The following is a 12,525-nucleotide window of genomic DNA, read 5'->3' as shown; positions in this document are numbered from 1 at the left end:
AATATATCCATTGCTATATAATTTAAAAAGCAGCAAAAGGACAATTTAAAAACCGTCCCTAGCTAGCAGGAACGGTTAATAAGGTTTTGATATATTTAATTACCTAGCACACATAGGCTAAAATAAGAGTAGTATCTGCAACATGTAAAAAGTGGAATATCTAAGTATCATTACTTATTACTTGTTACTTCAAAATCCCTACATCTTAACCAATCATCAAGCTACTTACAGCCAAAATTGCAGCGATAATATAAAACACAGCTACTAATTGCAATTCCGACCAACCAGATAATTCTAAATGGTGATGTAATGGTGCCATTTTCAACAAACGCTTACCTTTACCATCGGCTCCTTTGGTCGCTTTGTAGTAACCGACTTGAGCCATTACCGATATGGTTTCCACAAAGAAGATACCACTGAGAATAAACAATCCGAATAAGCTATTGGTTACCAGTGCTACCGCCCCTAAAGCTCCTCCCAATGCGAGGGAACCAGTATCTCCCATAAATACCCTGGCTGGGTTGCGATTATGTGCTAAAAATCCCAAACAACCACCACTCAATGAAGCACAGAATATCATTAATCCAGGGTCGGTGGGGGCAATCATAGCACCTAAGGCTAATAATGCAATTGCTGCTGTACCAGCCGCTAAACCATCAATGCCATCGGTTAAGTTAGTTGCGTTACTCTCTGCTAGTAACACAAAGCCAGCAAGGGGCCAGAATAACAGACCTAAGGGCAGGGAAAAACCTAATGGTAAAGCAATATTAGTGATATTAGCAGGTTGGGTGAACATTAACCATAGACAAAAGATTGCTGCCGCAGCAATTTGTAATCCCAACTTCATCCGGGGGGATATCCCTTTGTTGGATTTACGGCGTAAAATTTGCCAATCATCAATCCAGCCAACAAAGCCAAAACTCAAGGTTAATAAGGAAACAGCCACTACATGGCTAGCGAAATGAGACCAAATACAGGCAATTAATACAGCTGTGGGTACAAAGAAAATGCCACCCATCGTTGGCGTGCCAGCCTTTTTCAAATGAGCCTGAGGTCCATCTTCACGAATGATTTGCCCAGCTTTTATATTTTGTAATAAGGGCACTACTACATAACCCATAGCGGCTGAAATCAGGGCAGATAATAATAGTGGCAGGGTCAGCGAAATAGGTTGCCAAGGCGATCTATTTGCCATGCCATCTAAAATCAGCGCCCCTAGGGTTAGTCCTCCACCTAAAATGGAGGCTAAAGCGATACCAGAAGTATTTAAACTTTGCTGGGGAGATAATTTAGCGTCCACAGAATTTTCCCTTCACTCCACACTTTACACTTTCAAAAATTAGATAGCCAGGGCGGGAAATTGTACCCTATACCCAGACTATAATCTACTATCTGCTAGTCGTCCCCTTCTTCATCATCGAAATCATCGTCATCATAACCGATTCCGTCTTCTACGCCCAGCATGGATTCCACATCTTCCTCTTCTTCTGAGGTTTGTTTTTCGTGAACATCACGGGGTATCAAACGATTGCTTGATTTTAACCAGTCTAATAAAGAAGATTCTTGCTTTACTGGGATAATATCGGCTCTTTGGTTGCGAGGTGCTTCACGTAATGGAGAGTTCAACATGTCGATATATCGATGACTAAAAAAAGGGATTATCAAATAGACATTTAGAGTCTATCACTTGATCAAGCACATTTTAGTTATTCATTCAAGATGTGCCAGATAAAATCCGACAAATAAATATTTATTTAACATAGATAAAGTAAATGGTGACATTGAATTTAGGGTTTTGCATGGGTATATCACAAATGAATGCTTAAATATTTTCTGAATACTGATAATTAATTCTGATGTTTGGAGGTAATTAGGTGACAACAGCAAAAACCGATCTTTTACAAGCGATCGCTGGTACAAATCGCGGTATCCTCGCAACTGAAGCCAAAAAGCAAGCTATTTCAGTGGCGATCGCCAACGTGGAAAATATTAATCCCACACCTAGCCCTCTAACAGCGACTCATTTGCTCAATGGTAACTGGCGATTAATATATACGACTAGTAAGGCTTTATTAAATCTTGATCGCCTACCTGGGAGCAAAGTTGGTCAAATTTATCAGTACATAGATGTAAATACTAATAGTATCTACAACCTCGCAGAAATTGTTGGACTACCCTATGCTGAAGGCTTAGTTAGCGTTGCTGCCAAATTTGAGCCTATTGGTGACAAACGTGTAAATGTCAAATTTGAGCGTTCAATTATCGGTTTACAACGTTTAATTGGCTATAAATCTCCAGATGATTTTATCCAACAGATTGAGGCTGGGAAAAAATTTTTGGCAATTGATTTCCCTATCAATAGCAATCAGCAGCAAGGATGGTTAGATATTACCTACATTGATACAGATCTGCGTATTGGTCGGGGTAACGAGGGAAGTATATTTGTATTAACCAAAACATAGAAATTTTTGCCAATGTGTATTTTGGGTTTGCGACCGCAAGATTAATCATACAGACGTTTTTTGTCAAGAGTGGTTTAGCCCCACACCCCAGGTGAAAGGCTGAAACCATGATAAATAATACAGTTACTCTTAAAAATTTAATATCTCAGAGAGAGATGAGGGTGAGTGGTGACTCCCTTCATCAAAATTCATAAGGCGAATCATGATGGCAAAAGTATGGTGTGTATTTTGGATGTTTATTTTTATTCCACCCTTTAATCTTTGCTTGTATAGGATTGCTAATTTCTACTTCAGCGATAGATTCTAGTTTCCGGAGTAATTAAGCAATTTAGACAGCTTAGCTGACTGACAGCACCAGGAATCTCGATTTTGAATCCATGAATTTTCCAGTTCCTTTGTTTAACCAGAGTCCTTTACACTTGATGATAAATAACTTAACAAAGAGGATAGAAGAGACATTCAAGTTGTAGAGTGAGAACAAATAGCCCTATATACTGGCAATTCATCACTAAAAAGGAAAAAATCATGGTTCAACGCGGTTCTAAAGTACGTATTCTCCGTAAAGAATCCTACTGGTATCAAGATATTGGTACCGTTGCATCCATCGACAAATCTGGCATCAAGTATCCTGTAATCGTCCGTTTCGAAAAAGTTAACTACAATGGCTACAGTGGTAGTGCAAGTGGGGTAAATACTAATAACTTTGCCCCTGATGAACTAGTAGAAGTAGAAGCACCCAAGGCTAAAAAATAAAATTTCCCACATTAGCCATTAGGGGATTATTTGTACAGACGATGGAAAATAAGGAAAGATGGGGAAGGTATGGATCTGACTTCCTTTTTGGTCGATTCAGTCTTTCTTACTCTTTATTTTTCCATCGTCTTCTGATTGGGAAAAATCCTTCCAGAGGATAAAATATACAGGGAATATTGATCTGAATTAATTGCAAGTCACGAATTATTTTATCCGTTGTCATGCCTGAACTGCCAGAAGTAGAAACGGTGCGTCGAGGGTTAAATAGTTTAACCCTGAACCAAAAAATTATTGGTGGAGAAGTACTACTCGAACGTACAGTAGCTCAACCTACATCGATAAATAAATTTATCGATGGAATTCAAGGGAATACCATTGCTGCTTGGCATCGTCGTGGTAAATACCTGCTAGCCCAACTTTCACCCGCTCCAGGCTGGCTGGGGGTTCACCTGAGGATGACAGGACAGCTTTTGTGGTTAGATAAAAATGAACCATTACACAAACATACAAGGGTTAGATTATTTTTTCAGAACAATAGGGAATTACGTTTTGTTGATCAGCGTACATTCGGTCAAATGTGGTTAGTTGCTCCGAGAGTGGAAATAGAAACCATTATTACTGGTTTAGCAAAACTAGCAGCTGATCCATTCTCAGATGAGTTTACAACGGAATATTTGGCCAAAAAACTCCACAATCGTCGTCGTCCCATCAAAACTGCCCTACTAGACCAGTCAATGGTGGCAGGATTAGGTAATATCTATGCTGACGAAGCCCTATTCCTGAGTAAAATTCGACCAGAAACTCAATGTATAGATTTGCAGCGATCGCAAATTGAAAGTTTACATACTGCTATAATTAAGGTATTAGAAACCAGTATTGCTGCTGGTGGCACTACTTTTAGTAATTTTCTCAACGTCAAAGGCGTTAACGGCAATTATGGCGGTGTAGCTTGGGTTTACAACCGTACAGGAGAACCGTGTAAAATTTGCGGTGAGCCAATTCAACGCATTAAACTAGGCGGACGTTCGAGTCATTTTTGTGGGCAATGTCAACCCCTTGGGGGAATTAAAAAGTCAAAATTATCATCCCCATAAATATCAATTGCTTCCTGCGGTACGAGCTAAGATCCTTTATGAAAAGATCTAATCAAACACTAGAGGGAAAATTATGCCTGTCAAAAAAGGAAGTATGGTACGTGCTGTGCGCGCCCAGATAGAAAATAGTCTAGAAGCGCAAGCCAGTGATTCTCGTTTACCTTCCTACTTGTTTGAAAGCCAAGGGGAAGTAATGGATATCAAAAATGATTATGCCCTCGTGAAATTTGGTAAAGTGCCAACCCCGAATATTTGGTTGCGTTTAGATCAAATTGAAGAGTTCAAATAATTTATTATGTATACTTCCCCTACTTCTCCAAGTCTGTGTCGTTCACCCCGAGTTACCGTTATTGGTGCTGGTAGAGTTGGTAGCACCCTAGCTCAACGCATAGCTGAAAAGAATTTAGCCAATGTCGTATTGTTAGATATTCTTCAGGGAATGCCTCAAGGACTAGCATTAGACTTGATGGAAGCAAGGGGAATTGAACTTCACCACCGTCAAATTATTGGTACTAATGATTATGCCGATACATTTGATTCCGATATTGTGGTTATTACTGCTGGATTTCCCCGTAAACCGGGCATGACTAGGGATAATTTACTACTAACCAATGCCAAAATTGTGGTATCCGCAGCGAAAAATGCGATCGCTCATTCTCCCAATGCAGTATTTATCATAGTCACAAATCCCTTGGATGTAATGACTTATCTGGCTTGGCAAGTCACAGGATTGCCTCCTTATCGGATTATGGGCATGGCGGGGGTATTAGACTCAGCCCGGTTTGAAACCTTCATTGCAATGGAATTAGGGGTTTTACCTGCTGACGTAAAAGCAATGGTACTGGGTAGCCACGGGGATTTAATGGTTCCTTTATCCCGTTGTGCCACCGTTCATGGTATTCCTGTAACAGAACTCTTAGATACAGCTACCATCGAACGCTTGGTACAGCGTACCCGTCGTGGTGGAGCAGAAATTGTTGAACTAATGCAAACTGGTGGAGCATTCTTTGCTCCCGCCTCAGCCGCCTGTGTAATGGTAGAGTCAATTTTATTAAATCAGCATCGCTTATTACCCGTAGCAGCATATCTCCAGGGAGAATATGGACTAAAAGATATTTTTCTTGGGGTTCCTTGCCGTTTAGGATGTGGTGGAATTGAGAATTTGGTGGAACTATCCCTCATCGATGAGGAACTGGCTGAATTACACGCCTCAGCCCAAGCTGTGAAGCAAAATATTGACAAGGTGCAGGGGGTATTGGTTTAACAGTTGTCAATTATCAGTTATCAGTTATCACCTGGGTTTAAGTTCCCCTGGCATCTTTCAAAAAGCGGTGCCATACCGATTAGGCGATTCTCCAATGTCGATTTATTAAAATTTAGCTGCCGAGGTAGGGTTTGAACCTACAACCTCGCGGTTAACAGCCGCTTGTTCTGCCAGTTAAGCTATAGAGCAATACAAATTTCCCAATAGGGGCGGGAATGGTAGGAATCGAACCCACGTCTCCAGGGCTTTGTGCCGCGATGCATAAGTACAAGGCTCAATAATCCCTTTCTTGATGCAGTCGCTCATGGGAGAGACCCCTTTTCTGCTCTCCTGCTCCCTGCTCCCCTACCTCTTCGTGACCAAGCTTTGAACCCCTACGCCCTAGGGACTTTTTATCAGATTTTTTATTGAATTTTTCGGCTGTATTTCTGCATTTAATTGGATTACACCTAACATATTAGATAATAATTTGTGAATCACCAGGTATCCGACTTTTTGGGGAAGGTGGTTCTCTGAGCTTTTCTATTTTTACAAATCGGATAGGATTACGATATTTATTTGAGATAAATACTAGTAGTTTTTAGATAATTGTCAACAATGAAGTACAATAAATCTGCACAATTATTTAGGAACTTCAAATACAAAAAATATCTCCAACTAGCAAAGGTCGCTTTAGCTAATATATCTCATTATGTCAAGTTATTTTACCAGTGCAGTTAATGTATTTTTTGGTGTTCCTTTGTGTAATCTAAATTTATGTAATTTAGATTTTATGCCGATTAAATCTCGGCTTTTCCCACAAATGCACAATGTTTAAATATTTTTCATGCTTAAGACAAAAACAAGAGTAAGTTTTTCTAAAAACATTGGTTTTAGAAAAGAATTGAATCAACGAGTTGATGCTTATTTTAAAGCTGAAAATATTTCTCCACGAGATAATTTGACAATGTATTTAAAGACAGTAATTATCTTGGTATGGGTGATTGCTGCTTGGATATTTACTCTCTTTGGTCCACCAATCATATGGATGAAAGTGCTTGGATGTATTGTCTTAGGATGTGGGGTTGCTGGTGTTGGTTTTAGTGTCGGTCATGATGCCAATCATGGAGGTTACTCGAGTAAAAAATGGGTTAATTATTCCTTAGGATTAACCTACGACATAATTGGTTTATCTAGTTATTTATGGAAATTTCGTCATAATTTTCTACATCATACTTACACTAACATTTTAGGATATGACGTAGAAATACATGGAGATGGATTAATCCGGATGTCTCCATTTATGGAACGTAAATGGTTTCATAAATTTCAACATATTTTAATTTCTTTTATTTACGCCATAGTGCCATTCTATTGGTCTGTAGCAGACGTAAATCTGATCTTATTTAAGCGCAAATATCATCAGCATTTGATTCCAAATCCTAAGCCACTCGAAATGATGATTTTGTTCGGTGGTAAAATTATGTGGTTAGGTCTATTTCTCCTAATTCCCATAGTAATCGGATACAGTCCCATCCAGGCTATCATCGGATTTGGTATTACCTATATGACCTATGGGGTATTAATTTGTAATGTTTTCATGCTTGCTCACGTTCTCGAACCAGCAGAATTTATAGAACCACATCCCGATCTAAATATTATTGAAGATGAATGGGCAATTTTTCAAGTCAAAACAACAGTGGATTTTGCACCTAACAATAAGTTTTTAAACTGGTATTTGGGTGGACTAAATTATCAAACTGTTCATCATTTATTCCCTCACATTTGTCACATTCATTATCCCAAAATAGCACCAATACTAGCAGAAGTATGTGAGGAATTTGGTGTTAATTATAATGTCTATCAAACCTTTACTAGTGCATTAGCTGCTAACTATAGTTGGTTGAAAGTCATGGGGGCTAAACCAAAATATCAAGGAATTATTGCTTCTTGATAAGATAAAGCTTTCAAGTACATAGTACTTGAAAGCTTTTATTCATAATGGAAAAAGATGACAACTCTAGATATAATCTACATTGTTTTGTATGCTTGCTAATTGCCAGTTTCCATTATTTCCCGGCTGGTTTCAGAGGAGATGTGTAATAAACTTTATTGCCTGCATCTGGTACAAAATGGCAGCTAATGCAGGAACGCCAAGCAGAAACCCAAATAGGTTCTTCTGATTTACGGAAATATTCACCCAACAATGGTTTAATTGCCTCAGTTGCTTTCTTTAAATTGTAGTGAGGCATATTCAGAAATATGTGGTGAGCAACATGGGTACCAATATCATGGTGAATATGATTGATAAATCCGTAGTCACGATCAATAGTTGATAATGCACCTTTGAGAAAAGTCCATTCCGAATCACGATACCAAGGAATATCTGACTCTGTATGGTGCAAGAAAGTAACTAAATCCAACCACATGATAAATACAATATATGGGCCAGCATAGTATTTCAGCAGCCACATCCAACCCCATTGATAGGTAAGAACAGCCAGTAAACCTACCATGCCAATCCAGAGAACGCTACTAGTAATCACATCCCATTTTTCTGATTTTTTAAACAATGGACTACTAGGAGAGAAGTGGGAACCTTCCTTGTTAGGAGAACGCTTAAATAAGTATATGGGATAAGCTAACAAAAATACATAATAACGCCCTATTTTTTGGATCCAAGGCATTGCATTGTAGTCTGATTCGGAAACTGGATACCAACTTTCATCATTATCCAAGTGGCCAGTATTTTTGTGATGGTTTCTATGACTAATTCGCCAACCGTGGTAAGGGACAAGAATTGGTGTATGACAAATATGTCCCATCAAGTCATTTAGCCATTTGTAGGGGGAAAAAGATTGGTGTCCGCAGTCATGTCCGACTACAAATAAAGCCCAAAACATTGTGCCTTGCATTGCCCAGAAGATGGGAAAGAAGAGCCAAGAATCTAATTTATATGCAACTGCATATAACAAAGCAATGATTGCAATATCACGAAAAAAGAAAAAGAAGGATTTTTTTACATTAGGAACGAAACATTCCGCAGGTATGGCAGCTTTTATATCGCCTAGTGTAAATGGTAGGGTATTTGCTGATGCAGAAGACTCACCTTTCTGGTGGTTGGATAACTCTATGGTGTTAGATTGCACTTTGCTTTGTACTTGGTTTTTGGATAAAAAAGATTGACTGGTAAGCTTGTGGAAATCATGAATCGAATTCAAGGTAATTTCTTACTTGAATGCAATACATGGTCAACAGCATAAATTATTTTATGCTGATCACAAAAAGTTTTTGAGTAATCATGTTTAGGTATGTACTATCTGGCAATTTGAGTAGCTATCTGCGTCCAAATTACCAGATATAGTTACACATACTTAAGCACAACAATACTTACTTCTGATGAAGCTTATTGGCTGATTTGCTTTTCGGCATAATACTCATTAAAAGATTGGTAGCCAAAATCAGTCTTATATAAATGGCATTGGTTGGTTAGCTGCTTCATTAATGACCAAGAAAAATCACATTCTGGATGTAAATAGCTACCCCATTTTTCTTGTAAACTCTTATATGCTAAACGCAAGTTGTAAGAAGGGATGGCAGTAGAAATATGGTGGGGAACGTGAACATTAATATCATGGCAGAGAATTTCTATCCACTTGGGATAATTGCAGTGAATAGTTCCATGTAGCTGTGCTAGGGCTTGGTTCCACTTGTCGGCAGTTTCAAAAGGTACATCTGGTGCTGTGTGGTGTACATAAGTAAAAGTACTCATCCAAAAATGATACACTAACCAGGGTACGAACCAAAACTTTACCCATCCCCAGATTCCCAGGGTGGCTATAATCGTGGGAAATGCGATCGCAGCAAATCCAACTACCACTGCTACAGACAATTTCACATCAGATTGGTCTTGTTTGCGGAACTTTCTCCAATCAGAATGGACAACAGCCCAGTGTCCAATGGAACCTACCCACCAAAGACGGTTAAGTAGGAATATCTGATAACTCCATTGCTGTGTTTTACTCCAACCCTCAAATACTCTTGGTCTAATTGGATGCCAAGCATTATCTTCATCCAGCTTATTTGTGTGGGTATGGTGGTAATTGTGACCAATGCGCCAAGAATGAAATGGGTAAATTAGGGGCATAAACATTAAATGTCCGACCAAATCATTTACCCAGCGATTTTTTGCAAACGAGCGATGACCGCAATCATGACCGATGACAAAAAAACCTGTCAAGGCTGTACCGGAAAGAATCCATGCTAAAGGTAAAAGATACCAAGGTGCGATCGCTAGACTGACATAGCCGATAGCAACCATTAATACACTTGTCAAAACTTTTATCCCAGCTTTGAGAGGATTCTGTACAAAACATTCTTTCGGTAGGCTTTTAATAATATCTTGCAGTTTGAAGTCGGATTTTCCAACCTCTTGAGCTTGATTCTGGCTGTTGATTATTGATGTAGTCATGAATATGTAATAAAAGCGAACCTTGCAATCCAGTCACGGAAACAGTTGAATTTCAGTAAACATTCGGAGTGATAGCGTCTCGGATTATATCAATCTCAGTCACTCTAGCACATCTAAATGGCGTTTTTAATTAGGAGAATAAAAACGGATACCCCTGCAAATACTTAAGTCAGATTAATCCAGCAGCAGGGGCTGGACACCAAACATCCTGTTACATATGTAACTAAATGAATTTTACTTTTGTGCTAGCTTGACATTCTTTGCCAGACCGAGAAATTCCAGTACTTGAATAGTCATCCAAGTCATATCTATTTCCCACCATTCCAAACCATGACGGGCAGAATACTGAAAAGCATGGTGATTATTGTGCCAACCTTCTCCAAATACTAGGAGAGCAACCCACCAACAGTTAGTTGAGCGATCGCCAGATTCATGGCTGCGATAGCCAAATTTGTGAGTGGCACTATTAACTAACCAAGTGCAATGCCATACCCAAACAATACGGACAAAAACGCCCCAAAAGACAAAAGACCAACCACCCCACAGTAATAACCCTATTCCCAGAGCTACCTGGAGTAAAATCATATATTTCTCTAAAAACTGGTAAACTGGGTCGTTGGCAATATCTTTTGTCACCCGAGGTAACTCTGATAGATCGGATCTGCGGAAGATTAACCATCCCATGTGGCTCCACCAGAAACCTTGGTTAGAATCATGGGGGTCATTTTCTTGATCTGAGTGCGAATGGTGTAAGCGGTGTGTGCCGACCCATTCAATGGGACCACCTTGACAAGCAAGGGTTCCAAAGAACATCAGCAAGTATTCTAGCCATTTAGGAGCTTGAAAACTACGGTGTGTTACTAAGCGATGGAGTCCTAAGGTAATACCCAAGCCACCTGTCACCCAATATAAAAGTAGAGCCACTCCCACTGCCTTCCAACTAAAAAAGTTGGGGAAAAAGGCGAATATGGCTCCGATATGCACACCGGCAAAGAATAGGGTATTGACCCAATTAATTGAACGTTTGGTTGAGGTAGCAATTGTCATGCAGTAACCTGAGTTATGAAATTTTTCATCAAAATCTGCGCGATCGCTTGGGGAAGCTGGGCGCTTCGTGCCATCAATCCGCAAATATTTTTTTGTAAGCGAGAAACTAATGAACAGCTTGGAACAGCTGCAACAAGCAGAACAGGCACTGTTACCGATTTTTTCTGGTATTGACACTCAGGTCAAGCAAAATCTGAAAAAAATGTTAAGTGCCTTTCGTCATCATAATGTAGGGTCGCATCATTTTGCAGGAGTATCCGGTTACGGTCATGATGATTTGGGTCGAGAAACCTTAGATCGAGTCTTTGCAGAAGTCATGGGTGCAGAAGCCTCAGCAGTGAGGGTACAATTCGTTTCTGGAACCCATGCCATAGCTTGTGCTTTGTATGGAGTTCTCCGTCCTGGTGATGAAATGCTATCGGTCGTAGGTGCGCCCTACGATACATTAGAAGAAGTAATTGGTTTAAGGGGAAAAGGTCAAGGCTCACTTATAGATTTTGGGATCAATTATCGACAATTAGACCTAACTCCACAGGGAACTGTAGATTGGCAAGGTTTAAGTCAAGCAGTTAAACGTACTACTAGTGTAGTCTTAATTCAGCGTTCTTGTGGCTACTCTTGGCGTTCGAGCTTATCCATTGCTGAAATTGCCAGAATTGTGGAAATAGTCAAACAGCAAAATCCCCACACTGTTTGCTTTGTTGATAACTGCTATGGTGAATTCATTGAAACCCGCGAACCCACTCAAGTTGGTGCCGATTTAATGGCGGGTTCCTTAATTAAAAATCCTGGTGGTACAATTGTCACAGCTGGTGGTTACATTGCTGGTCGGGCTGATTTAGTAGAAGCAGCAGCCTGTCGTCTGACTGCACCAGGTATTGGTCGTGCTGGAGGAGCTACCTTTGACCAGCTCCGCTTACTTTTCCAAGGTTTATTTTTAGCGCCGCAAATGGTGGGTGAAGCAATGAAAGGCACTCACTTGACTGGTTATGTATTCGATCAACTTGGTTATCCTGTGAATCCACAACCCTTTGCTCCTCGTCGGGATGTGATTCAGGCAATTAAGCTGGGTTCTCCCGAAAAGCTGATTGCCTTCTGTAAGGCCATACAACGCAATTCTCCCATTGGTTCCTATCTCGACCCTATTCCGGATGAAATGCCTGGGTATGAGAGCCAAGTAGTCATGGCTGGGGGGACATTTATTGAGGGTAGTACCCTGGAATTTTCTGCTGATGGCCCTTTACGAGAGCCTTATGTGGTTTATTGCCAGGGAGGGACTCATTGGACTCATGTAGCGATCGCTTTGGAGGCTGCGATTGAGGCTTTGGCTAATTTATAGAATTTAGCGCAAAACCCATCGACTTTAGCCGTGGGATGTGGCGCAGTCCGCTTTTAAGCCCAGTGTATTTAACCTGAGTTCGGGATAAGAAAAAGGACAGATAGTAAGCTGAAAGT

Annotated in this window: 12 protein-coding genes and 1 tRNA gene; 7 read left to right on the top strand and 6 right to left on the bottom strand. The window is 40.0% G+C overall.

Annotated elements, in window-relative coordinates:
- Nucleotides 1–205: 205 nt before the first annotated feature.
- A complete protein-coding gene (gene mraY / locus CALSC_RS12685) occupies nucleotides 206–1,300 on the bottom strand; it encodes a phospho-N-acetylmuramoyl-pentapeptide-transferase (RefSeq protein ID WP_088241707.1) in 1,095 nt (364 codons plus the stop codon).
- Nucleotides 1,301–1,395: 95 nt separating this feature from the next.
- Entirely contained in the window at nucleotides 1,396–1,629 is a 234-nt protein-coding gene (locus CALSC_RS12680) for a DUF3134 domain-containing protein (RefSeq protein WP_088241706.1), read from the bottom strand.
- Nucleotides 1,630–1,874: 245 nt separating this feature from the next.
- Here CALSC_RS12680 and CALSC_RS12675 point away from each other — a divergent pair, with 245 nt between their 5' ends.
- The 5 genes from CALSC_RS12675 to mdh all read left to right on the top strand — a co-directional run bounded on the left by CALSC_RS12675 (nucleotide 1,875) and on the right by mdh (nucleotide 5,573).
- Nucleotides 1,875–2,462 (top strand): PAP/fibrillin family protein, encoded by a 588-nt coding sequence (locus CALSC_RS12675; protein ID WP_088241705.1) that lies wholly within the window; start codon nucleotides 1,875–1,877, stop codon nucleotides 2,460–2,462.
- A 525-nt stretch (nucleotides 2,463–2,987) separates the two neighbouring features.
- The gene (locus tag CALSC_RS12670) at nucleotides 2,988–3,215 is read left to right on the top strand and encodes a photosystem I reaction center subunit IV (protein ID WP_200817625.1); all 228 of its coding nucleotides are present in this window, start codon (nucleotides 2,988–2,990) and stop codon (nucleotides 3,213–3,215) included.
- Between the two features lie 221 nt (nucleotides 3,216–3,436).
- Entirely contained in the window at nucleotides 3,437–4,309 is an 873-nt protein-coding gene (locus CALSC_RS12665; RefSeq protein ID WP_088241704.1) for a DNA-formamidopyrimidine glycosylase, read from the top strand.
- Between the two features lie 73 nt (nucleotides 4,310–4,382).
- On the top strand, nucleotides 4,383–4,598 hold the full coding sequence (gene ndhO, locus CALSC_RS12660) for an NAD(P)H-quinone oxidoreductase subunit O (RefSeq protein ID WP_088241703.1): 216 nt from the start codon (nucleotides 4,383–4,385) through the stop codon (nucleotides 4,596–4,598).
- A gap of 6 nt (nucleotides 4,599–4,604) precedes the next feature.
- Nucleotides 4,605–5,573 carry a malate dehydrogenase gene (gene mdh / locus CALSC_RS12655; RefSeq protein WP_088241702.1) on the top strand — a complete coding sequence of 323 codons (969 nt, stop codon included), beginning with the start codon at nucleotides 4,605–4,607 and terminating at the stop codon, nucleotides 5,571–5,573.
- Nucleotides 5,574–5,696: 123 nt separating this feature from the next.
- On the opposite strand, the gene CALSC_RS26450 is transcribed toward mdh, so the two are convergent.
- A tRNA-Asn gene (locus CALSC_RS26450) sits at nucleotides 5,697–5,754 on the bottom strand.
- A 645-nt stretch (nucleotides 5,755–6,399) separates the two neighbouring features.
- Here CALSC_RS26450 and CALSC_RS12650 point away from each other — a divergent pair.
- Complete coding sequence (locus tag CALSC_RS12650) at nucleotides 6,400–7,506, top strand: fatty acid desaturase family protein (RefSeq protein WP_088241701.1); 1,107 nt, start codon at nucleotides 6,400–6,402, stop codon at nucleotides 7,504–7,506.
- A gap of 115 nt (nucleotides 7,507–7,621) precedes the next feature.
- Here the strand turns inward: CALSC_RS12650 and CALSC_RS12645 are convergent, their stop codons facing one another.
- From CALSC_RS12645 to CALSC_RS12635, 3 genes are all read right to left on the bottom strand, one after another.
- The gene (locus CALSC_RS12645; RefSeq protein WP_088241708.1) at nucleotides 7,622–8,701 is read right to left on the bottom strand and encodes a DUF3474 domain-containing protein; all 1,080 of its coding nucleotides are present in this window, start codon (nucleotides 8,699–8,701) and stop codon (nucleotides 7,622–7,624) included.
- Nucleotides 8,702–8,958: 257 nt separating this feature from the next.
- On the bottom strand, nucleotides 8,959–10,023 hold the full coding sequence (locus CALSC_RS12640) for a fatty acid desaturase (RefSeq protein WP_088241700.1): 1,065 nt from the start codon (nucleotides 10,021–10,023) through the stop codon (nucleotides 8,959–8,961).
- 234 nt (nucleotides 10,024–10,257) lie between these two features.
- Nucleotides 10,258–11,070, bottom strand: a complete 813-nt coding sequence (locus tag CALSC_RS12635; protein ID WP_088241699.1) for an acyl-CoA desaturase — start codon at nucleotides 11,068–11,070, stop codon at nucleotides 10,258–10,260.
- A gap of 109 nt (nucleotides 11,071–11,179) precedes the next feature.
- On the opposite strand from CALSC_RS12635, the gene CALSC_RS12630 reads away from it, so the two are divergent.
- Nucleotides 11,180–12,409: a methionine gamma-lyase family protein gene (locus CALSC_RS12630; protein WP_088241698.1), complete on the top strand. Its 1,230-nt coding sequence runs from the start codon at nucleotides 11,180–11,182 to the stop codon at nucleotides 12,407–12,409.
- Nucleotides 12,410–12,525 lie beyond the last annotated feature (116 nt).

This window comes from Calothrix rhizosoleniae SC01, assembly GCF_900185595.1.
Lineage (GTDB): Bacteria > Cyanobacteriota > Cyanobacteriia > Cyanobacteriales > Nostocaceae > Calothrix_A > Calothrix_A rhizosoleniae.
The sequence above is the reverse complement of the archived record's forward strand: the minus strand, read 5'-3'. Positions and strand labels throughout refer to the sequence as shown.